Annotated in this window: 16 protein-coding genes; 8 read left to right on the top strand and 8 right to left on the bottom strand. The window is 33.1% G+C overall.

Translation table 11 applies throughout. The features are described from left to right. Positions 1 to 16: 16 nt before the first annotated feature. The 4 genes from H593_RS20435 to H593_RS21400 form a co-directional block, all read right to left on the bottom strand. Complete coding sequence (locus H593_RS20435) at positions 17 to 1,552, bottom strand: fibronectin type III domain-containing protein (protein ID WP_084142274.1); 1,536 nt, start codon at positions 1,550 to 1,552, stop codon at positions 17 to 19. 228 nt (positions 1,553 to 1,780) lie between these two features. Next, positions 1,781 to 3,469 carry a lysine--tRNA ligase gene (gene lysS, locus H593_RS0105400; RefSeq protein WP_028871499.1) on the bottom strand — a complete coding sequence of 563 codons (1,689 nt, stop codon included), beginning with the start codon at positions 3,467 to 3,469 and terminating at the stop codon, positions 1,781 to 1,783. Between the two features lie 420 nt (positions 3,470 to 3,889). After that, on the bottom strand, positions 3,890 to 4,324 hold the full coding sequence (locus H593_RS0105395) for a DUF1573 domain-containing protein (RefSeq protein WP_245585013.1): 435 nt from the start codon (positions 4,322 to 4,324) through the stop codon (positions 3,890 to 3,892). A 103-nt stretch (positions 4,325 to 4,427) separates the two neighbouring features. Next, complete coding sequence (locus H593_RS21400) at positions 4,428 to 5,483, bottom strand: helix-turn-helix domain-containing protein (protein ID WP_281168557.1); 1,056 nt, start codon at positions 5,481 to 5,483, stop codon at positions 4,428 to 4,430. Between the two features lie 115 nt (positions 5,484 to 5,598). Between H593_RS21400 and H593_RS20430 the strand changes: the two genes are divergently transcribed. The 3 genes from H593_RS20430 to lipB all read left to right on the top strand — a co-directional run bounded on the left by H593_RS20430 (position 5,599) and on the right by lipB (position 7,431). Beyond that, the gene (locus H593_RS20430; protein WP_084142278.1) at positions 5,599 to 5,757 is read left to right on the top strand and encodes a YqaE/Pmp3 family membrane protein; all 159 of its coding nucleotides are present in this window, start codon (positions 5,599 to 5,601) and stop codon (positions 5,755 to 5,757) included. A gap of 40 nt (positions 5,758 to 5,797) precedes the next feature. Continuing rightward, the gene (locus H593_RS0105380) at positions 5,798 to 6,568 is read left to right on the top strand and encodes a hypothetical protein (RefSeq protein WP_028871496.1); all 771 of its coding nucleotides are present in this window, start codon (positions 5,798 to 5,800) and stop codon (positions 6,566 to 6,568) included. Between the two features lie 164 nt (positions 6,569 to 6,732). Continuing rightward, positions 6,733 to 7,431, top strand: a complete 699-nt coding sequence (gene lipB / locus H593_RS0105370; RefSeq protein ID WP_028871495.1) for a lipoyl(octanoyl) transferase LipB — start codon at positions 6,733 to 6,735, stop codon at positions 7,429 to 7,431. 143 nt (positions 7,432 to 7,574) lie between these two features. Here the strand turns inward: lipB and H593_RS0105365 are convergent, their stop codons facing one another. The 4 genes from H593_RS0105365 to H593_RS0105350 all read right to left on the bottom strand — a co-directional run bounded on the left by H593_RS0105365 (position 7,575) and on the right by H593_RS0105350 (position 13,090). Beyond that, on the bottom strand, positions 7,575 to 8,837 hold the full coding sequence (locus H593_RS0105365; protein WP_028871494.1) for a porin family protein: 1,263 nt from the start codon (positions 8,835 to 8,837) through the stop codon (positions 7,575 to 7,577). A gap of 16 nt (positions 8,838 to 8,853) precedes the next feature. Next, entirely contained in the window at positions 8,854 to 9,903 is a 1,050-nt protein-coding gene (locus H593_RS0105360) for a nucleoid-associated protein (RefSeq protein ID WP_028871493.1), read from the bottom strand. A gap of 127 nt (positions 9,904 to 10,030) precedes the next feature. After that, the gene (locus tag H593_RS0105355; RefSeq protein ID WP_028871492.1) at positions 10,031 to 12,460 is read right to left on the bottom strand and encodes a hypothetical protein; all 2,430 of its coding nucleotides are present in this window, start codon (positions 12,458 to 12,460) and stop codon (positions 10,031 to 10,033) included. 27 nt (positions 12,461 to 12,487) lie between these two features. Then, on the bottom strand, positions 12,488 to 13,090 hold the full coding sequence (locus tag H593_RS0105350) for a ribonuclease HII (RefSeq protein WP_028871491.1): 603 nt from the start codon (positions 13,088 to 13,090) through the stop codon (positions 12,488 to 12,490). 202 nt (positions 13,091 to 13,292) lie between these two features. On the opposite strand from H593_RS0105350, the gene H593_RS0105345 reads away from it, so the two are divergent. The 5 genes from H593_RS0105345 to H593_RS0105325 all read left to right on the top strand — a co-directional run bounded on the left by H593_RS0105345 (position 13,293) and on the right by H593_RS0105325 (position 21,575). Beyond that, positions 13,293 to 16,406 carry a SusC/RagA family TonB-linked outer membrane protein gene (locus H593_RS0105345; protein WP_028871490.1) on the top strand — a complete coding sequence of 1,038 codons (3,114 nt, stop codon included), beginning with the start codon at positions 13,293 to 13,295 and terminating at the stop codon, positions 16,404 to 16,406. Positions 16,407 to 16,418: 12 nt separating this feature from the next. Beyond that, complete coding sequence (locus H593_RS0105340) at positions 16,419 to 17,816, top strand: RagB/SusD family nutrient uptake outer membrane protein (RefSeq protein WP_028871489.1); 1,398 nt, start codon at positions 16,419 to 16,421, stop codon at positions 17,814 to 17,816. A 16-nt stretch (positions 17,817 to 17,832) separates the two neighbouring features. Then, positions 17,833 to 18,603 carry a hypothetical protein gene (locus H593_RS0105335; RefSeq protein WP_028871488.1) on the top strand — a complete coding sequence of 257 codons (771 nt, stop codon included), beginning with the start codon at positions 17,833 to 17,835 and terminating at the stop codon, positions 18,601 to 18,603. 19 nt (positions 18,604 to 18,622) lie between these two features. Continuing rightward, positions 18,623 to 19,468, top strand: coding sequence for a hypothetical protein (locus tag H593_RS0105330; protein ID WP_028871487.1), 846 nt, complete (start codon positions 18,623 to 18,625; stop codon positions 19,466 to 19,468). Between the two features lie 208 nt (positions 19,469 to 19,676). Next, entirely contained in the window at positions 19,677 to 21,575 is a 1,899-nt protein-coding gene (locus H593_RS0105325) for a putative porin (RefSeq protein ID WP_169338348.1), read from the top strand. Positions 21,576 to 22,003 lie beyond the last annotated feature (428 nt).

Here is a 22,003-nt window from a genome sequence, read left to right as displayed (position 1 = left end):
TTGAAATTTTGCTGGATTACTCAAGTGAGTTGATGTACTCAATAAGCAGGTCAACGCCTTCGTCATGAATAATTGTAGTGCCAATTAAAGGCATCCCATATTGTGGGATTGTATTTTGAATTCTTGTTAGAATACTATTGCGACTTTGTGAGATTGAAGATTCTTCATAAGCCGTTTCATATCCTAATCTTAAATTTGATTGTTCTTCACAAAAACCACCTTGAATATGACAGTGCGCACAATTGATATCCATGTAGGCGCGCGCGCGCCTGTCTAAAGATACCGTTGGGTCGTCCCATTTAGGTAAAAGACTCACGCTTGTTGGGTCAGATAAACCCTCGAGCATATCATTATCAATTAAACGCTGTATTTGATTTGATCCATTAAAGTCAAAGTTGATAGTACGCATTTTTGGACCTATTGGAGTCATTGAGCCACTCGTTTGGTGACATTTAAAGCAATCTGTATTTGATGGGATTTCATAGTTAACACTATTAGATTGGCCTTCAGAGTCAATCCAACTCACAGGAACAGTGCTTCCATTGAAATCTAAAAAAGCTTCAGTTTGAGCGTCATTCCATTTGTAGTCTCCAGTTTCCCATGATCCATCAATCTTTATAAGTAGTCTCGTTTCTATAATTTTTTGTCCAAGTGATGGATCTCTATCATCAATATTGTAGTAAAATGTTTTTACTATGATTGAATTTTCCGGAAAAATAGGTAAGCCTTCTCCATTATATGTTAATTTTTCACCCGTAGGTAAAACAAAAAAGCGTTGTTTTGTAGCGTAATCTGAAAATAATTTTGAATTTAAATTGTATTCAAAACCATAAGGTGTAATATCTAAATTGTTGAGGTCGTCTATGAATAAATTCAATTCTGAAAGTGTTGGTCTAAATTCTGGAATAACAGGAATTGCTAATGTTGTGAACGTATTTTGATTCGTACTAGGGCTCACATTACTAACATTACAAATAGCTTTAATATAGAAGTCGTAATTGGTATTAGGTAATAGACCTGTAATTTCTAAAGATGTATTGTTGGCTGCTAGGGTTGTCCCAGAACCTAGACTAAATCCAAGGGCTCCAAATTCTAACTCATAAGTGCTACCTGTGTTAACAGTATCTTCCCATGCTATAACTGCAGACGTATCTGTAATCATGCTTGAACTTATATTTGTAACTGCTGCACATGGTGTTTCAGACGTTGTAAAACTATACACATCAGTAAGCATACTTATGTTATTCTCAGAGCAAACTGTTTGAACATACACATCATACGTTGTGTTACCTTGCAATTCTGAAATAGAAATATTAGTATTTGTTGACGATAGTGAAGTACCTCCGCCTATTGCAAAGCCAGAAAGGCCATATTCGACAATGTAGGATCCTGTATTGCTAGCATCATTCCAAGATATATTTGTTGAACTATCTGTTACTGAATTTGATGATACGCTATTAACAACATTACAAGCAGCTACCATGTCGTCATCAGTATTGCAGGCAGTTATAAATACTGAGACAAACAGCAATAAAGCAATTTTTTTAAACATTTGGGTTCTTTGTTTCTGATTAATAGCACAACGAAAGTAGTAATTTTATTCTCAGAAGACTTATTAATTCGTTGTTAGGTAGTATTTTGACTTTGAAATAATAATAATTTTGATCTATTTGTTTTCTCAAGGCTTGAGAAAACAAAAAAGCATATCCTAATTAAGAATATGCTTTGTGATTTTATGTTCTATATAGTCTTTAATATATTTTCCGCAGAAAATTGGGTATTAAACCATTTCAACAAACAAGTCATCATCGTTCTTGATGACTTTTGCAACACTTTTAGATGTTAATCCTTTTATAGATTTATCCCACTTTTTGTTGCTTAAACCAGATTGTGCTTTAAGGTCATTAAGAGCTATTGGCGAATTTGATTTAAGGATGGTGAAAATTGCTTTCTCTTCTTCACTCATTTCAACTTTCTTCCTTTCTGGGCGCATTTGAGGGAAAAATAATACTTCTTGGATGGATTGATTGTTTGTTAAAAACATCACTAAACGATCCATTCCAATTCCCATTCCAGAGGTTGGAGGCATGCCATATTCTAGGGCACGTAAAAAGTCTTCATCTATAAATTCGGTAGCTTCATCATCACCTTTTGCGGCAAGTTTTAGTTGATGCTCAAAGCGCTCACGTTGATCAATTGGATCATTCAACTCAGAATAGGCGTTAGCAATCTCTTTCCCACAGACCATCAATTCAAAACGCTCTGTTAGTTCAGGATTATCCCGATGTTCTTTACATAAAGGGCTCATTTCTTTTGGATAATCGGTAATAAACGTTGGTTGGATATAATTACCCTCACATTTTTCGCCAAAAATCTCATCAATAAGCTTCCCTTTACCCATAGTATCGTCAACCTCAATATGCATGTCTTTTGCAGCTTGGCGAATTTCAGACTCACTCTTACTCGTAATATCAAAACCCGTAAAATGTTTTATAGAATCTGCCATGGTTACACGAGCATAAGGTGCTTTGAAGTTGATTTTATGCTCTCCAAAGGTGGCTTCTGTTGTACCATTAACAGCCATTGCGCAATGTTCTAAAAGACGCTCGCAAAAATCCATCATCCAATTGTAATCTTTATAGGATACATAGATTTCCATAGCGGTGAACTCAGGATTATGAGTTCTATCCATTCCTTCATTTCTAAAGTTTTTAGAAAACTCATAGACACCATCAAAACCACCAACAATCAATCGTTTTAAATACAACTCATTGGCAATTCTCATATATAACGGAATGTCCAAACTATTGTGATGTGTAATAAACGGACGAGCAGCTGCACCTCCAGGAATAGGTTGAAGGATAGGTGTTTCTACTTCGAAATATCCCGATGTATTGAAAAACTCACGCATTGCAGTGAACAACTTTGTGCGCTTCACAAAGACTTCTTTAACTTTTGGATTTACTACCAAATCTGCATAACGTTGCCTGTAACGTAATTCTGGATCTGTAAAAGCATCATAAATTTTGCCGTCTTTTTGTTTAGGAATTGGTAAGGGTTTTAAAGATTTACTTAGCAATTTAAAATGCTTTACCATGACGGTTTTTTCGCCAACTTGTGTTGTGAATAATTCACCTTCAATACCTACGAAATCTCCTAAATCTAATAATTTTTTAAAGACATCGTTATATAAAGATTTGTCTTCGCCAGTACATATTTCATCTCTATTAAAATATAATTGAATGCGACCTTCACTATCTTGTAACTGTCCAAAAGAAGCTTTTCCTTGAATATTAATAACCATTAATCGACCAGCAATAACAACCTTTTTACCATTTTCAAAATTGTCTTTAATCTGTTTTGAGGTGTGATCTACAGGAAATAAATCTGCAGGATAAGGGTTGATGCCTAAGGCTCTTAATTTTACGAGTTTCTCGCGTCTTACTAATTCTTGTTCTGAAAGCTGCATGCTAAATATATTTTAGAGAACTTATCTTAACGATAAGAATCGCAAAATTACATTATTTACCATTATTAACGTAAAAAAACCATTAGGTTTTATGATCCTAATGGTCTCTTTTTAATCTATTAATTTAACCCGATGTTCATTTTGAATTATTTCATCGATTTCTCCTTAATGCCACAGGACATACCGATTAAATTTTTGGTTTCCACTTTTGGTGTTAAAGTTTCCAGGAGATTTGAAAAACAGATACTTTAAACTAATTATGCTAGGGTTACACCCAATTGCGCAACTATTTAATGTCGTTTGTTTTTACAACTTCAAGATTTTCTAGGAGATTTTTATTGTCTGGAAATAACTTAGTATCCAAAGCAAATGTTATAATGGTCTCTTTTTGTCTACACGGTAGCGTTTATACTAGATATATTATTGATCATCTAAATTTTTCAAAACGTCACCTTTAATCCTTAATGTCTTATTGCCCTCACTAGCATTTGACATCACAGTAATAGTTTTAGAGAACTTACCAAGTCTGTTGGTTGCATATTTGATGCTAATCTCTGCAGAGTCCCCTGGGAGAAGAGCTGTTTTAGGATACGTGGGCACCGTGCAACCACAAGACGTTTTTACATTAGAAATAACAATTGGAGCATGACCTGTATTTTTAAAACTAAAAATTCTAACACCATCTGCATGTTGTTCTATGGTGCCATAATCTATGGTTTCAGATTCAAATGTAAGTATGCCAGACGTCTGGCTTTGAGCAATGGATAGACTAGTAAATAGTAAGACGATGGCAACTAGAGTGACATTTAAAATTGATTTTAAACTGTTTGTTTTACGTGTAATGAAATTCATCATATTTTGTTTTTGGTTAATAGGAAACAAACATCATGAATAACTATTAAAATTGTTTGAAATTGTAGGTTGAAATAGGTACTAGTCCCTAGGTTGATTTTTGTAACTATTTATAAAACAGAGACTTTAATTCGTCTCTAGAATTTACATTTAGCTTTTTGTAGATGTTATTTACATGAGTTTTTACGGTACTCACGCTTATAAAAAGAGTTTCTGCTATGTTTTTATTGGTCTTATCCTCAAGCAGTAAGTCCAAAACATTCTGTTCTTGCTTTGTGAGCCCTTCTTTAGCGTTGTTACGCTGTCTTGATTTTTTTTGTTTTGCTGAAATGAGAAACCATAAATTTACGATAGATGACACAATAAGTAGACTCAACCAGAGATAAGACCAGTTAAAACTTGACTTTTTTTCCGAAGAAAACACAAGAAACTTATCTGAAGTTAACTCGGCCTCATACTGTTTTGTATAGCTAGAGTTTGGATATACGCTTTTTAATCGCTCTAGGAACTCGTCATAATAGGAGTTCGTTTTTAAATCTTCTAGATAATAGTAATGTAATTGATTACCACGATCAGATAAGAAGGCATAAATGTAGAGTTCAGCTAGAGGTTCATTCAGGTCTTGGCCATAATCTTGTAACGTTTTAAACCATTTCTTGTTGTTTAATTGTCGGTTGGCTTTGCTTCTATATTCAGAATAAGCAAATTTCATTTCCTCTTTAAGCGAGTCAATTTTAATGAAAGCGCTCGTCTTTGGATTGTTTGAGATGATATCACAAAACATTTGGGCATCAAAAGATAGTGGGAATGTTATAGAGTCTGTGCGTTTCGCAATGAATAAAATATCCTTGTAATCTGTGCAATAACCATCAAAATGGTTCCCGCTTTGGTTAAATGATGTACAGTTGTCGACATGCAGCTTATATATTTTTTGGTTGATATCCAGCTGGTTTTGATCAAACTTAAAGAAACCACTAGAATCACTTTTAACTTTTGTAATAATCTGTTCTTCGTCAATGCCATCAAATGTTCGGTAGTCTTCAATAACCGAAAGATAGATTTCGTTTTGCCAACGCTCATTGTCAATATGACCTTCAAAATGGTGTTGTGCTACAGCCACATTTCCGAAGAAAAAAATAATGATGTATCCTAAATATCTCACAGCACTAAACTACTATATTTTATTGAAATGTAACAAAGAAAAGCAATTGACGTCCTATAGTTATAGCAATACAATTCTTGTCGGGTATAGTTCGGCATCATTAAAATACTTAAATATGAGTTTTTGGAGAGTTATTCTCGCTATTATTTGTCCGCCTTTAGCTGTTATAGGAAAAGGTTGCGGTTCTATCCTAATTGTCTTTATATTATGGATTTGTGGATGGGTTCCCGGTGTGATCGCAGCACTAATAATTCTAAATAATCCCGAGAGATAAAACCGTATCTTTGTAGTAGTAAATCATTAAATAGTTTGAAATGAATAAGTTTTTTACAGGTATAGTATGCGCTATAACATTGACACTTACGAGTTGTCAGTTTTCTGAAAACATATATATCAATGCGGACGGAAGCGGTAAAATGGAGTTTTCTATGGACGCCTCAGAAATGATGGAAATGGTTTCTCAAATGGGAGATGGAGAAGCTGCAAAGGGAATGGATAAAGTGATGGACTCTACGATAGTTTTCAAGGATTTTATTAGAGAAAATAGAGACAGCATCGCTAATTTATCTCCTGAAGAGCAACAAAAAATAATGGCATTAGAGGATTTTAAGATGCACATACAAATGAATCCTGAAACAAAGAAAATGGTCTTTGATTTAACTACAGATTTTAAAGATGCGAATAAACTTCAGGACATGTTTAAAGCGATGAATAGCTTTAGCAACTTACAAGGTCAAGGTGGAGCGTCTCAAAATTCACCATCAAGTCCTTTTTCTGGTATGGGACAGGATGGTTCTACAGCGGTTAGTTATTCTTTTGATGGGACTGTTTTTAAACGATTTTCTAAAGTTATAGACAAAGAATTACATGCCCAGTCAATAGACAGTATAGGTCAGTCTGCTGCGATGTTTGGTGCGTCTAAATATAAAATCAATTACCATTTTCCTAGAGCTGTAAAATCATTCTCTAAAGAAGGTGCTATGTATAGTGAGGACAGAAAAACTGTTACTTTTGAAGTTGGATTTATGGACATGCTTAAAGATCCTGAGGTATTGGATTTTGAAGTTGTTTTAGAAGATAAATAATGTGAATTTATCTTCACTTTTTCTTTTACCTGCAAAATTTCTAGTTTGCACTTTAATTTCCTTGTTTTTTATAAATGTAGCGGTGCTATGTTGAGAAAAAACACCTGCTTTACAGCACAAATACCAAACTTTTCGGTTTAAAACTAAAGGTCAAGATGAATTCAATGAATAAAGTTATAAAACTCCAAGATTTAGGAACTAAAGACTTTAAAGAGACTTGGGATTACCAAGAACAACTCTTTAAAGGTGTTTTAGAAACAAAAATCAAGAATAGACGCGAGGATGCTGGATTAGAAACGGATAATTATTTTCTGTTTGTTGAGCATCCTCATGTGTACACTTTAGGTAAGAGTGGAGACCTATCTAATTTATTGCTCTCTAAAGAGCAGCTTACTCAAAAAGGAGCAACCTTCTATAAAATAAATAGAGGAGGAGATATTACCTATCATGGGCCTGGTCAAATTGTAGGGTATCCTATTTTAGATTTAGATAATTTCTTTACAGATATACATAAATACCTCAGATTTCTTGAAGAGGTCATTATTCTTACTTTGGAGGAATATGGCTTAAAAACCGAACGCAGTTCAGGAGAAACAGGTGTTTGGCTAGATGTTGGGACGCCTTTTGCTAGAAAAATTTGTGCCTTGGGAGTTCGAGCAAGTCGATGGGTAACCATGCACGGTTTTGCGCTTAATGTCAATGCAGATTTAGGTTATTTTGATCATATTATCCCGTGCGGAATTCGCGGTAAAGCAGTGACGTCTTTGAATATTGAGCTAGGGGTTAAAAAAGTAAATGAAGCTGAGGTTAAAGAAAAGCTATTGAAGCATTTTAAAGTGCTTTTTGAAGCAGACTTTGTTTAAAATCACTGCTTTTTTTCTTCTATCATTAATTATCAAAATACACTTTATAAAAGTGCCTTTTCTTTTTATAATGCCTTGATTTGTGAATTAAGCGAAAAACACGACTATTAATGCCAATTGATACACCTAAGCGCCTTTTAAGTTTAGAAAATTGTGTAACCAAAAATCAATGAAAAACTTTTAAAATCCCCACTAGCTTCATCAAAATTTTTCAATAATTCTCTACTCGTATTTAATCTAGCTTCAATACTATATTTGTCTTTAAAAACATAGCCTATTCCAAAGGCTAGGTTATTTCCAGTATCTCCTTTATACTTCAAACTTTCAGAGAACACTATATCTGTTTTGAGAGATATATCTAACACATAAGATCCACTTATAAATAACTTAGAATCAGTATTTAATAAACTATAATGTCTTATCCCAATTGGAATTTCGATTGATGAATAATCTACTGTGGCAGTAACCGATTGACCGCTTTCAGAATTTGGAATAGTACTGTAATTTTTTTCTGTTTTATAATAATGATAAGTTGGTTCTAGGGTTACAGACCATTTTCTTCTTTTAGTTGGCAACATGTATTCTAATTGTACTCCAAATCGAATTGACACTTCTTGATCATAGTCTAAGTCTCTTATCAGTGTTTGGTTAGTTCCAGGATTGTCAAGGCTTAATGACGAAAAATTAATACCAGGACGAAGTGTTAAATTATAAACATCTTTTCGTTTCTCCCTTTTGAAAGTATATGTTAATTCATTTTTACATGAATTAAAAGTTTCAAGTATTGCTATTAAATCGGCTTGTTTGTATTTTACTTTATTAATACTATTTAGATCTAGGGACGAACACTTTAGATTATTCCACAATTCTCCTTTGTAGTTCTCGTTTTTAGCAATTCTATTATCATCTCTAATATATTTCTTATATTCTAAAAGGATAATTTCTTTACTATCCATTTGATAATAAAAGCGTCTAGTATTTGCATCATTATAGAAATAGAGATTTGCTTTTCCTTGAACTAAAAGATGAAGAAATATTCTTTTTTTAGTGAGTTCTAATTCTGGATTTTTATTCAATTCATTTGACTTAGAAGTATTGATGTCAATATCTACAGTTTTGCTAACAAATATAATTTTATTGTATATCTCAAGTTTGCTAATTGAATTCACATCACCCGTTATTATGTCTCCGTTTTCCGTTAATTTGTATTCAAACTTTTCTGGATTATTATCCCAGTCCAAAAACCGTACTAAACATTCTGTTTTGTTATCACTGTTGTCTATGATATAGCCTTTTTCATATTGTATTTGAGCAGTTGCTAATAATGAGAAAAAGAGAATAAATAGTGTAGATAAATTTTTTATTGAAGCGTGCTTTGATATCGGTTTTTTTTTAAAAAAATACATTTTTTAAATTTAATTCTTAAGCTTCTTCATTAAAAAACACTTTATAAAAGTGCATTTTTTTCTCTTCATCATAACCGCGCTCTAAATATTCGGCAGAGGCATCCGGAGCATCAACATCAAGTTTAATTTGTATGTTAGTGTCAAGTTTTATCTCTGTTTTAATCTTTTGCTTTTGTTTTTTTAAGACAACTTCAGAAACATCAAATTGGTTTCTAAGGACTATGTTGTGGTCGCTTTCATATACTTTTTTGTAATCTTCAAACAACTGAATCGTGTCTTCTTCATCAAAAACTTCTTCCTTAAACGTTTCAACATTTACAATCTCATTTTCTTTAAAAAAATCGACTGTTTTAGCTAAGAAATTGCTTTGTTGTTGTCCGCCAAATTGAGGTTGCATAATCTCTTTTGAGAAGTCTCGGCACATTTCGATATAATTCTTTGTGTGCTGATTAGAATCATCAGGATATTTAATGTTTAAGAAGCTTTTAATCCAATATTGGGCATCATAGTTGTTGTTGTCGACACTAAGTACGATTTTGCCTTCAGCGTCAGCTGCATTTAGTATTAAGACACCTTTATCTACTTTTTTAGTCGCAATTCCTTTTTGTGCAACGATATCATAACTCCCTTTTTCTAAATACGTTTGAAAGAAATGAGATTTATTTTCTATTTTAAAAATACCGATGGCATCGGTTTGATAATCTTCATATTGAATATCATGGAACATGCAAACAATAACATCTCCAGTTTTTATTTGAGAGGAATTAGATTGCTCAAATAAATGCGTTACAATATGTTTTGAAATATCTACAAAATTTGTGTCATCTTGTAATAATTGAGAGGCATAACTATTGATCTCATTAAGATCAACGTTGGAGTGATGGTTAAATCTATAAGATTCTGCAAGACTAGTGAAAGGTCTCAGTAAATAGGGAAGCATTAAATCATAACTGATCTCCTCAAAATCAATTGGTTGCTCAGAAAAAGCATTTTTAGTGCTGTTAAATTTGTTGCCAACCTTATGAAGAATACATTTAGAAATCGAGGCTTTGTTACGTTTAATCATAATCTATAATTAGAGTCACAATACTACTAAAATTTAAGGTCTTAAAATAAAAAAATACTAAAAAAGGCTTGGTACATGTTGATACTAAATACAAGCGTATTTTGCTTCATTTTTAGTCCTCTTGTTTCTATTGAATTTCATATACAATAATCGCATTATTATCACCCTTTGTAATGACTTCTAATGCACTGTCTTTATCGATGTTGTTTAGTTCTAATTGAGAATTTGCATAGATAGGAAAGTTAGCAATTGGTTTTGCTTGACTGTCAAAAAGAAATCCTTTTTTAGACTGAAGGTCGGTAACTGTAACATAAATTTTATCATTGATGTAAAAGATTTTAGGAGCCGTATAGTCCCCAAAATCTAATTCTATCGTCTTAGATTTTATCGTTAGTTTATTATCGCTTAACGATACAAACGTTTTACTTGTAGTTGTTATTTTGTGGTTGCTATTTAAGTTCAGATTTTTATGATTAACTGTTCCTCTTGAATTTATCTGTATAAGTTCTCCATCTGTATTTGATGTGGTAAAACTGTTGTTGTACAAATAGATTTCGTTTTCAGAAAAACTAATCTGCTCATTTAATTTTGTTATTGGTTGTCCCACACGATCTAAAATTTCAAGCGTGTTGCCATGTGCGAAAACAATATGATCTTTTCTGCCAATTCTAAAATGTTTTGGTTGAGATGTAATCAGGTTATCTGCCTTTCTGTATTTAAAACCTTTAACAATATCTCCATTCTTATCATACATCAATACAGATTTTCCTTGTGTAATCATGAGTCTGTATTTTTTCTTCTTATCATAATCAAATACGGATACAGGTTGCGTTATCTGGTCATTAAAGTCTAGAGGAAAATGGTTTACATCTTTGCCATTTCTATCTAAAACATAAAGGCGTTTAGAAGTATTGAATACGAGTTGCAGTCTTCCATTCTTATAGGTGTCTATTTGATTGATTTCTCCTAGTATTTTTCCAGGAAGCTGTTTTTTCCAATAGACTTTTCCTTGATTTGATATGAGATATAGGTTATTGTTTACGTCTTGAACTACAATATCCATTTGATTATTGGTATGGTTTTTAACTAATTGTGGTGTGGTCAAAAGCTCAGCATCTAAAGAAATATTGAATTCTTCGGTGACTGAATTATTGTTGCTTTTATCCTTATGAGTTTCAAAGACTGCGACAATATGTGCGAAATCTGTTTCGTAAACATACTGCACAGCACAGGACTTATAATTTGAAATGTTTAATTTTTTGTCGTCAGTAAAATTAAGATTCAATATCGCGTTTAATTCTTCATAATCTCCGTAAATTAATAGAGATGACTCATCACTTAGGTTCAGTTTTAAATTTTTATAGGAGTCGGTTTCAGATAAGATTACATTATTTTGATGGCTTGATATGATTGATTTTAAAAAATCAATATCGTCTGAGAACACAAAGAAGTCATCAATAGAAATAAAGTGCTTTGGCGGTTTTAAATTTAAAATAGATTTGAAATCAATTAAAAATGACGCACTGTTTTCTAAAGTAAAAATACTAATATTTCTGTATGTATCATGTATTGTTTTCGCACTTAAATTGTCAAGCGTAACAGATGGGTCAAGAGATCGTATAATTGCTGCTTCTTGTGTTTTTGTTTTCGCTTGACAAACCTCAATAATATTATGAAAATTAAAATTTGTTGCATTGGAAGTATCAATTAGGTGATGCCGCAGTAAATTATTTTTGATACGGTCATAATTATCAAAAGTTAAACTTGTAAAGCTTTCGATATTTGAAGGTAAAATAGAGGCTACTTTGTTTTCTTGAGGGATTGTGTTTTTGAAAATATTAATTAAACTTTCTGTAGAGTCATTCGCCTTAGTTATTCCGTTGAATAGTATTGAGTTTTGCGAAATATCACCTTCTAGCATGGTGTATTTGGAGAACTTTATGGCATTAAGTGAGGAGTCTTTAAATAGTTTCGGATTAAAAAAAGAGGTATTGTGATTTATGAGTATTGACACCATTTTATCACCACTTGAAGCGTTATAAAGGGTTTCTATTTCTGAATTAACGACAGTTGGGTTTTGAGATTTTTTTGCTATTGCTAGTGTGTTGGAGGCAAATAGAATGCTGTCTTTTATGACGCTGTAAAAAGTCTGATTGTTGTATTCTAATTTATGTATTCCAAACGTATTATAAACAGAATCTATTTTTAAACCGTCAATAGAGTCAAGAGAAGGGCTTTCTTTAGATAGCGGAATTATATAACTGATTTCTAAACTGTCATTGCTGTTTTTAGAGAGAGCAATTAAACTTTGTTTTTTGTTGATCTCATATAAAGGAAGGAGTAAAGTTTGTAAATCTTTAATTTGAGAATAGTTTACAATTTCATTAATTAGTGCATTATTCTTTAATCCATTTGCTAAACCTTCAGAAGAGTTTATTTTAATTAAGATTTCTGTCTGCTCTGGAACTAATGATAATAGGCTTAGTGATTCCGGTTTAGAGTTCTCACAATTAAAAAATAATAAAAAGCAAAAAAAGGCAAACCAAATTTTTTTCATTGAAAATATTTTTACAAATATAAAAAGTTAGAGGTCCAATTGATATTGTTCTGGTAATAATCTAAAACTTTTTCTATGGTATTTTGTTATTCCAAATTTTCTAATAGCATTTCTATGTTCTTTTGTGGGATAACCTTTATTTTTTTTCCAGTTATACATGGGGAATTCTTCATGAATCTTATTCATATAGTCATCTCTATATGTCTTTGCTAGAATGGAAGCTGCAGAAATAGAAAGGTATTTACGGTCTCCTTTAATAATGGTTTCAAAAGGAATGGTATGAAATGGTTTAAATTTATTGCCATCAACAATAATAAACTCTGGAGAAATTTTAAGTTGCTCTATAGATTTGTGCATGGCTAGAATGGAAGCATTCAATATATTGATACTGTCAATTTTAGATGGGTATACATTTGAAAACGAATAACTTATGGCTTCATTTTCAATTATTGGGCGCAATAGATTTCTTTTTTTTTCTGAAAGTTGCTTCGAATCATTAATCATAGAATTTTGAAAACCCTTTGGTAAAATCACAGCTGCAGCGGTCACAGGACCAGCTAAACACCCGCGTCCAGCTTCATCTGTGCCACATTCTAAATGAAATTGGGAAAACGAAGATTTAAGTCTCAAAATGTTAAAGTTTGAACAAAGTTAAAATTTTAACGCAACCTATTTCCAATTTATGTATCTAATTACTAGTAACACTAAGGTTTAAGTTAGTGAAAACCCTTTGTGAGAATTAATTGTTTGTTAACATTTTTTTAGCATAAATACTTGTTTATTTAATATATTATTAAGATGTTTGCGGAAGACTAACTCAAATAATTGTTTTATGAAATTAAAGTTAACATGGTTAATGACGCTATTTATGGCGTTTGTGATGCAACTCTCTTTCGCACAAGAGAAAACGGTCACAGGAACAGTTACATCGGCTGCAGACGGACTTCCGTTGCCTGGTGTAAGTGTAATAGTAAAAGGAACTTCACGAGGAGTTCAAACAGATTTTGATGGTAATTACTCCATTAAAGCGAGTACTGGTGAAACACTAGTTTTTAGCTTTGTTGGTATGAAAAAGTCAGAAAAGAAAATTGGGCAAAGCTCAACATTGAATCTTGCCATGGCAGAAGATTTAGCCCAGCTTGAAACGGTAGTAATTACTGGTTACGCTGGAGCTACCAATAGCTCAAAGATAACCTCTGCAATAGCAACGGTGTCTTCAGAGTCTATTGAGCAAATTCCAATTAATTCAATTGATCAATTATTACAAGGTCAAGCCGCAGGTGTGAACGTGAATACGGGATCAGGGCAGCCAGGGCAAAGTGCTACAATTGTAATACGTGGTCGAGGATCACTTAATGGGGATGTAGAGCCACTATTTATTATTGATGGGGTTCCTGTAGATCAGGATAACTTTCGTAGTTTAAACCAGAATGATATTGAAACAATGTCAGTTTTAAAGGATGCAGCAGCAACAGCTATTTATGGTAACAGAGGTGCTGGTGGTGTAATTTTGATTACTACAAAGACGGGTAAATTAGGATCTGGTGTTAAAGTACAATACAGAAGTCTATATGGAGTTGCTGTGCAGCCTCAAGCTAGATTTGATGTAATGAATGCTTCTCAATTCTTGACATTTCAAAGAGATTTATTGCCAGGTAACCAATATGGTGATACCTTGAGCGACGCTGATATTGCGCGTGTTGCAGGACAAACTAATACCGATTGGACTGATATATTTTTTAGAAATGGAAAAACAAAATCTCATGAGATTACAGTTACAACTGGTGGAGAGCAATCTACATCCTTTACTTCAGTTCAATATTACGAGCAAGAGGGAATAACTATAGGTAGTGGTTTAAAACGTTTTTCATTTAGAAATAATTTTAACACGACTTCTGCAGATAAAAAATTCAACTTTGGTACAAATCTTACGTTGAATTATTCTGTAAGTAATTTTGTCGTTGATGCAGCGAGAGGTGGTAATACAGGTGGTCAGTTAGATAATCCATTTATTGTGCCTTATATTGGCTTACCATACTTATCACCATACAACCCTGATGGATCCATTAATATATGGGGTACAGGTCCAACAGGTGCTGGTGGTTCTGGAGCTTATAATGCAGATGGAACACTAGATGCTGATGGTGCGGCAGGTTTTTTAAATACACCTTTTTTAGCTTTAAACACAGCGGCACTTAATACAGATGAAGAGCGCGAAATTAAAGTTGTTGCTCGTGTGTTTGCAGATTATAATTTTGCAAAAAATTTAACAGGGGGTGCATCTTTTGGTTTAGATTATACCAACGAGGAACTTATCGATATAAGATCACCTCTTAGTATTAGAGGTATTAACACGCCTAATCTAGCTTCAGAGTTTAGAGGATCTCAAACAGAGCAGTTTTTTAGGGATATGAGTATGATTGCTAATGCATTTATCAGATATGATAATAACATTACTGAAAAGCTAAATTTAAATGCTGCGGTGTATGGTGAATATAACTACAACAACAGACAATTTGATTTCTACAGAGCATTTGGTTTAAATCCTGGATTACCTGGATCAGGTAGTGGGTTTACATCTGGTTCAGCGACTGAAGGTGATGATAGTGATGTTTATAATTATATACCAGACGTTGGTTCGAGTGAAACAGAATTAGCCTTGGCGTCTGTTTTTGCAACTTTAGATTTGGATTATGATGGGCGTTTCGGTCTTTCAGGTTCTATAAGAAATGATGCAACTTCACGATTTATAGAAAATAGAGATGGTATATTCTGGTCAGTTTCAGGTCGTTGGAATATTGACAACGAAAGCTTTATGGAAAACGCAGATTGGTTATCAACTCTAAAGTTGAGAGCTAGTTATGGTGTTGTTGGAAATCAAAATTTAGGTTTCAACAACAGGTATATTGGTCAACAAACGGTGAGTTCTGGTTCAGGTTATCAAAATGCTAATTCATATGTGTTAGGAGCGTTAATAGATCCTGCAATTAAGTGGGAAACTACGAATCAAACGAATATTGGTTTGAGTTTCGGTTTCTGGCAGAATCGCGTAAGTGGTGAGTTGGATGTTTATAACAACACAACTACTGATTTGTTTGCTGATAAACCTTTGTCTCTTGCAGGTACTGGATTTAGTAATGTAGAAACTAATGTTGGTGAGTTAAATAACAGAGGTATTGATTTGCAGATTTCATATAATATCTTAAGAAAGACAGATTCTAATCCTTGGGATATTACGTTAACCGCTAACGGTAACTATAATAAAAATGAAGTAACAAGCTTGCCAGGTGGATTTATAGGTAATACTTTAAGAACTGCTGAGGGAAGACAAGCGCGTACTTGGTTTTTGCCACGTTGGGCGGGAGTAAATCCAGCTAATGGAGAACCATTATATTTAGATGTAGAGGGTAATTTGACTAATACTTTTAGTGCTGCTAATGCGGTGTATTTAGATAAGAACCTTGACCCGACGTATACAGGTGGTTTTGGAACTGATATTAGATATAAAGGTTTTTCTTTGAATACATTATTTTCTTTTCAAGCTGATTTATATAAGTTGAATTCATCTTTAGCAATTACTGAGGATGGAGGATTAGCTGGATTTGCGAACCAATCGGTTACGATGTTAAACGCTTGGACAACTCCAGGACAAATTACTGATATTCCAGCATTATCTAATGGTGGTTTAAGAGCAGTGAGTGGTGACAGATATTTAGAAAATGCGTCTTTCTTGAGATTAAGAAACGTTTCTCTATCTTATAATATAGACCGTAAGATCTTAGAACAAACTAACGTGTTTACAGGTGTTCGTGTATTTGTTCAAGCGACCAATTTGTTTACATGGACTGAGTGGAGAGGGTTTGACCCAGAAGGTACAGGGTCAGGTGGATTTTTTGATTATCCAGTGCCAAGAACATTTACTTTAGGATTCGACTTAACTTTTTAAAAATAAATTGAAATGAAAAAATATTTTTTAATATTAACAATGGCTTTTACTATTGTCTTTATGGGCTGTAGTGATCAATTGGAGAGAACTCCTGTTGATTCATTAGTAGAAGAAACAGCTTATAGAACTGTAGGAGACCTGCAACTTGGACTTAATGGTGCAATAAATGGCTATTCTCCAAACCAATTAGTTGCATTCAACTCGATATTCACAGATAACATTAAATTGGGTTATGATAATGGTGGACAGGAGCTTAATACTTATAATCAGATATTGAATGCAGATACGGGTGACCGTGGTCTATGGGCTTCACGTTATGGGGCAATTAATGATTTTAATAGATTGTTAGAAGCTGCTTCAGCTATAACTCCTGGTACTCTTGAGGTGGATCAATACAATAATATTTTAGCGCAGTGTTATGCGTTTAGAGCACTTATGCATTATGAGTTGTTATTGTATTATGGTTTTAATTTTTTAGATGATTCGGCTTTAGGGGTGCCTTACGTAGATTATGTTTCGGCTGTAGCATTACCAGCTAGAAATACCACAAGTGAGGTTCTTATAGGTATTCAAGCAGATTTAGATAATGTATTGGCCCTTTTGCCAGTAGGTACTAATGATATTAATTTTGCGACAGCAGATTTTGTCACATTTTTGAGAGCTAGAATAGCTTTAGAGAGTGGTGATTATCCTGGAGCAATTAATTTTGCTGGTGATATTATAGCAAATTATCCGTTAGCTAATGCAGAACAATATTTGGCGATGTATAGAAACGACGCTAATACTGTTGAAGTTATTTGGAAATATGACAGTGCACTAGGTGCTAATTTAGGCTTATTCTCTACTTGGAATTTTAATGGACCAGGACCATTTATGGAAATGTCTAATGAATTGGGAGGATTATTAGAGGATTCTGATGTTCGTTCAACTGTAAATATTGATCCAGCAAGTGTCCCTGATGATAATGAGTTTATTGTTGGTAAGTACGGACTTAATACTGATGAACAAGCAATTAATGATTTTAAGGCTATGAGGGTTTCTGAAGCGTATTTAATAAGAGCTGAGGCGTACGCAAGAACAATGCAGTTCGGTGTGTTGTCACAGAATGATGTCTTTGCTGTTCGTTCGATTAGAAATACGTCTGCGGTAATGCCTTCACATACTAGCATTCAAACGGCTCTTGTGGATATTCTAGCTGAAAGACGTTTGGAATTAGCGTATGAAGGTCACAGGTATACTGATATTAAACGTATGAAATCAGTGTTGAATATAGGTATTGATCGTGATGCGTCAGATTGCGTTGGTGCAGTTCCTTGTGAGCTTGCTATAAATTCTGAGAGATGGATTTTTCCTGTTCCAACAGTCGAAATTAATGCTAATCCTAATATAGGCCAGGCAGCTGGTTATTAATTTTAAAAAATAAATTATGAGAAATATAATAAAAATTTTAATTCTGGCTGTGTTATTCACATCATGTGAAGATACAGAGCCTGTCCTTTTTAATGGTTCAACGGCCATCGGTTTTGAGGATACTGTTGTTGAGGTTTCGATTCCTGAAGAAGGTATTGTATCTACAATTGTGGTAACATCTACAACTGTATCAACAGAGTCTAGAACTTATGATGTGCAGATATTACCTCTAGTTCCAGGTTCAACAGATACGTGGTTACCTCTTCCAGAGGCAAATTTAGCTGTCGGTGTAATTAATATACCAGCTGGAGAGTACACGGGAACATTAGCTTTAACTTTTGATAATGCTGATTTGATAGATTTCACGCAGTATAGATTTCAGGTTGAGGTAGATCTTGAGGGGAGTGCATTTCCTCCAGTGACATTTTTTGTACTGAAGCAATTTGATATCACGACTTTTCCATGTTCTGATCTTAAATTAAGTATTGTAACTGATAACTTTGCGTCAGAAACCTCATTTGAGATTACTGATGATACTGGTGCGGTTGTTGAGTCAGGAGGACCTTATAGTGACGGTACTTCGGGTGATGAGATTATTACTAACATATCTTTAGCTCCAGGTTGCTATACACTTACTGTCTCTGATTCTTTTGGTGATGGACTTGATGATGGTAATTTTCAAGGAACTTACAATCTGTTTTGTGCGGCTCAAACCGTTGTTTCTTATGCTTCTGGCGCCGGAAACTTTGGTTTTGAGGAGTCAACAGATTTTTGTATAGTAGAATAACTAACTTTAAACTTAAATTATGAAAAAAATAATAAAATTAATTCCAATCTTGTGTTTAGTGTTGGTTCTGGGTTGCGATAGTGACGACGATAATGCAAGATTTTCTAATGATCCTACTACAGGTTGGGTTGAGTTTGCGACTCCTACATCTGGACAAACAATAACAATAATTACAGAACAAGTTGTTTTGCCTGTTAGTGTTAGAGTTCCTAACTTTCAAGATGGCATCACTATAAACTATGTTATTGAGCCAGTTCAGGGTGACTTTAACAGTATATTGACTACTGGAACAAGTATAAGCTTACCGGCTGCTCAAGCTACTGCCGAAGGAAGTCCTTTCGTTGGTAATATTGAATTGGATTTTTCAGGAGTTTCAGAGCTAAATGAGGTTGTCATCTTTGACGTGGTTATAACAAGTACTGATATAAATTCGGTGGGTGTTGGTTTGAGTAATAGCATTGTTAGCTATAGAATTTCAACGCCATGTCCTTTGGATGTAGCTGCAATTGAAGGTACTTACGATGTTGATGAAGTTTTTACCTCGGGAGTAAATGCAGGTCTGTCGTTGGCAGCTGCCTTTGGTGAAAGTTACCAGGTTGAAATTAGTTTGGATCCAACTGATTTAACACAGACAATATTTATACTTACTAATTCTATTGGATTCAATCAGTTTTTTGTAGACGGTTCGACGGCTACCTTAGATACTTGTAATGGAACAATTACGTTTTCAGACCCATTAAATCTAGGTGATTTTGCTGATATGGTTGTAGAAGTTACATCTTATACAGAGTCTCCTGCAGTTATGATTGCTGACGGCCCATTAGGAAATTTTGGACCTTACCAATTTATTTTGACTAAGCAGTAGGACTTAGTATTATAAGTTAAAGTTTTTAAAAAAAGATCGGGAATTTTTCTCGGTCTTTTTTTGTTTTAACAAAACATAATAAGTTTTTGTCTTATTTAATAATTATTTTTGATTTTCAATTTATCATATGATTAGACATACCTCGATCGTTTCTTTTTTCTTGTTGCTATGTTTAATTAGTGGTGCACAAGAAAAGTTACCACAAAAATTGAAATCCTCTACTAAGAGTGTTAAAAATCCCACTACAAATAATGATTCCTTAGTCTTCAGGAAAAGTCAAAAAGATAAAGTCTCGTCGAAAGACGTCGTTATCGATCAATATAAAATTATAGATGCTAATAATCAAGTAGAAGTATTAGACACATCTTTAACGATTCAAAAAGAATATAAATTCAATTATTTAAGAAAGGATAATTTTGGTCTAATCCAATTTGCCAATTTAGGCCAGACATATAACAGTTTAACTAAAGATTTTAGTTCAACTAATCTTTTACCCTTGTTTGGAGCTCGAGGAAGACATTTTAACTATCTGGAAGTTGAGGATGTGAAATACTATGAGGTTCCAACGCCTTTAACAGAGTTGTTTTTTAAAACAGCATTTCAACAAGGTCAATTATTGGATGCTCTTTTTACTGTGAATACATCCAGACAATTTAATTTTTCAATCGCATACAAAGGCATGAGGTCTTTAGGTAATTATCAACAGGCTTTAACTAGTACTGGTAATTTGCGATTTACTTCGAGTTTTAAATCTAAAAACAATCGATATTCAGCCAGAACACATATTGTAACTCAAGATTTGTTAAATCAAGAAAATGGCGGATTAAATAACGAAGATATTTCAAATTTTATTTCAGGAGATCAAAATTTTATAGATAGATCTGTATTTGATCCTAATTTTGATAATGCTGAAAACACTTTGGTTGGTAAACGATTCTTCTTAAATCAGGAGTATATAATAATACCTCAGAAAGATTCAATCAATAGATCATTATCAATTAAAAATAGTATTGCTTTTGAAGATAAATATTTTCAGTTTGATCAGACGGCAAGCTCAGATTTTTTCGGAGACTCATTTAACCAATCTAATATTCGAGATAGGGTAACTATCGAAAACTTTGAAACTGAGGTTTTAATTAAGTACAGAGAACCTATAATAGGAGATATTAGTTTTGGAGTTGGTTATAATGATATTAATTATGGCTATGATAAAGTCACTATTTTAAATAGTCAACAAATAATTAATAGAATTAAAGACAAAGTTATTAGTTTAGAGGGACATTACTCAAATCAATTTGGAGGCTTTAGATTAATTACTGATGTGGGTGCCAACATTGTTGGTCAATTTGATAGCCATTATTTTTTATCTGAAATTGTTTATGATGTTAATGATGATATGCATATTAAGACTGATATTGGGCATATTTCAAATTCTCCTAATTATAATCTCTTATTGTACCAAAGTGACTATATAAATTATAACTGGAATAATGTTGATAGTTTTAAGAACCAGAATAGTACAAATTTAAAAGCAGAATTTAACTCTAAATCTATATTGGATATATCTGCTGAGTATGTCGTTGTTGATAATTTTTCATTTTTCTCACGAGGTGGAGATGACAATTTGATTAGACCAGAACAGTTAAATCAGTCTATTAAATTTTTTAAAGTAAGACTAGACAAGGAATTAAAGTTTGGAAAATTTGCTTTAGATAATTCAATCTTATATCAAAAGGTAGACGACGATACTCAATCTCTTAATTTACCGGAGTTTGTAGTTAGAAATACGTTTTATTATTCAAATCATTTCTTTAAAAAAAAGGCGCTGTTTCTACAAACAGGAATCACATTCAATTATTTCACTGATTATTACATGGATGGATATGATCCGTTACTAGCAGAATTTTATTCTCAAGATCAAACTACACTAGGTGGTTTCCCTAGGCTAGATTTTTTTATTAATGCTAAGATTAGACAAACAAGAATTTTCTTGAAGGCGGAACATTTTAATTCTTCATTTACGGGTTATAATTATTTCTCTGCACCGAATAATCCTTATAGGGATTTTGCGATACGTTTTGGGCTTGTCTGGAACTTTTTTCTTTAATAATTTGAGTATACTCTTTGCGATAGCCTTTGTATCTATGACACTATAAATAGGGTATTATGTATATGTAGCAAATAGTTTATTATCTAACACTTTCATTTATAAGGTATAGAGGATTAAATAAAAAATAAGAATAAAAAATCTTAAAAAAGGTTAGTTTAGAATAGAATAAGTATTGTATATTTGCATTCGCTAAGCGCATTATGTTTGGCGCTGTTCTTATAGAAAATGTATTGTTTTTAGGTTTTAGAAAGTTTTTAAAAATAAAATCAAATAGTGTTGTAAGAATTAAAAAAGGGTTTATATTTGCACCCGCTAAGGTAATAAAATGCTTTTGCAAAGAAACAAAAAGTTCATTAACATATTGAATTGACAGCGTAAGTATGTTGTTGGAAACGACAATTTACAAACAAAAGAATAGACCATTT

Source organism: Psychroserpens burtonensis DSM 12212, assembly GCF_000425305.1.
Classification (GTDB): Bacteria; Bacteroidota; Bacteroidia; order Flavobacteriales; family Flavobacteriaceae; genus Psychroserpens; species Psychroserpens burtonensis.
This window is presented reverse-complemented; position numbering and strand designations above follow the sequence as displayed.

Coding starts and splice junctions, on each gene's coding strand:
- H593_RS0105380 (WP_028871496.1), top strand. CDS start 5,798: ATGAATAAGTTTTTTACAGGTATAGTATGCGCTATAACATTGACACTT.
- H593_RS0105340 (WP_028871489.1), top strand. CDS start 16,419: ATGAAAAAATATTTTTTAATATTAACAATGGCTTTTACTATTGTCTTT.
- H593_RS0105365 (WP_028871494.1), bottom strand. CDS start 8,837: ATGTATTTTTTTAAAAAAAAACCGATATCAAAGCACGCTTCAATAAAA.
- H593_RS0105360 (WP_028871493.1), bottom strand. CDS start 9,903: ATGATTAAACGTAACAAAGCCTCGATTTCTAAATGTATTCTTCATAAG.
- H593_RS0105395 (WP_245585013.1), bottom strand. CDS start 4,324: ATGATGAATTTCATTACACGTAAAACAAACAGTTTAAAATCAATTTTA.
- lipB (WP_028871495.1), top strand. CDS start 6,733: ATGAATAAAGTTATAAAACTCCAAGATTTAGGAACTAAAGACTTTAAA.
- H593_RS0105355 (WP_028871492.1), bottom strand. CDS start 12,460: ATGAAAAAAATTTGGTTTGCCTTTTTTTGCTTTTTATTATTTTTTAAT.
- lysS (WP_028871499.1), bottom strand. CDS start 3,469: ATGCAGCTTTCAGAACAAGAATTAGTAAGACGCGAGAAACTCGTAAAA.
- H593_RS20430 (WP_084142278.1), top strand. CDS start 5,599: ATGAGTTTTTGGAGAGTTATTCTCGCTATTATTTGTCCGCCTTTAGCT.
- H593_RS0105330 (WP_028871487.1), top strand. CDS start 18,623: ATGAAAAAAATAATAAAATTAATTCCAATCTTGTGTTTAGTGTTGGTT.
- H593_RS0105345 (WP_028871490.1), top strand. CDS start 13,293: ATGAAATTAAAGTTAACATGGTTAATGACGCTATTTATGGCGTTTGTG.
- H593_RS20435 (WP_084142274.1), bottom strand. CDS start 1,552: ATGTTTAAAAAAATTGCTTTATTGCTGTTTGTCTCAGTATTTATAACT.
- H593_RS0105335 (WP_028871488.1), top strand. CDS start 17,833: ATGAGAAATATAATAAAAATTTTAATTCTGGCTGTGTTATTCACATCA.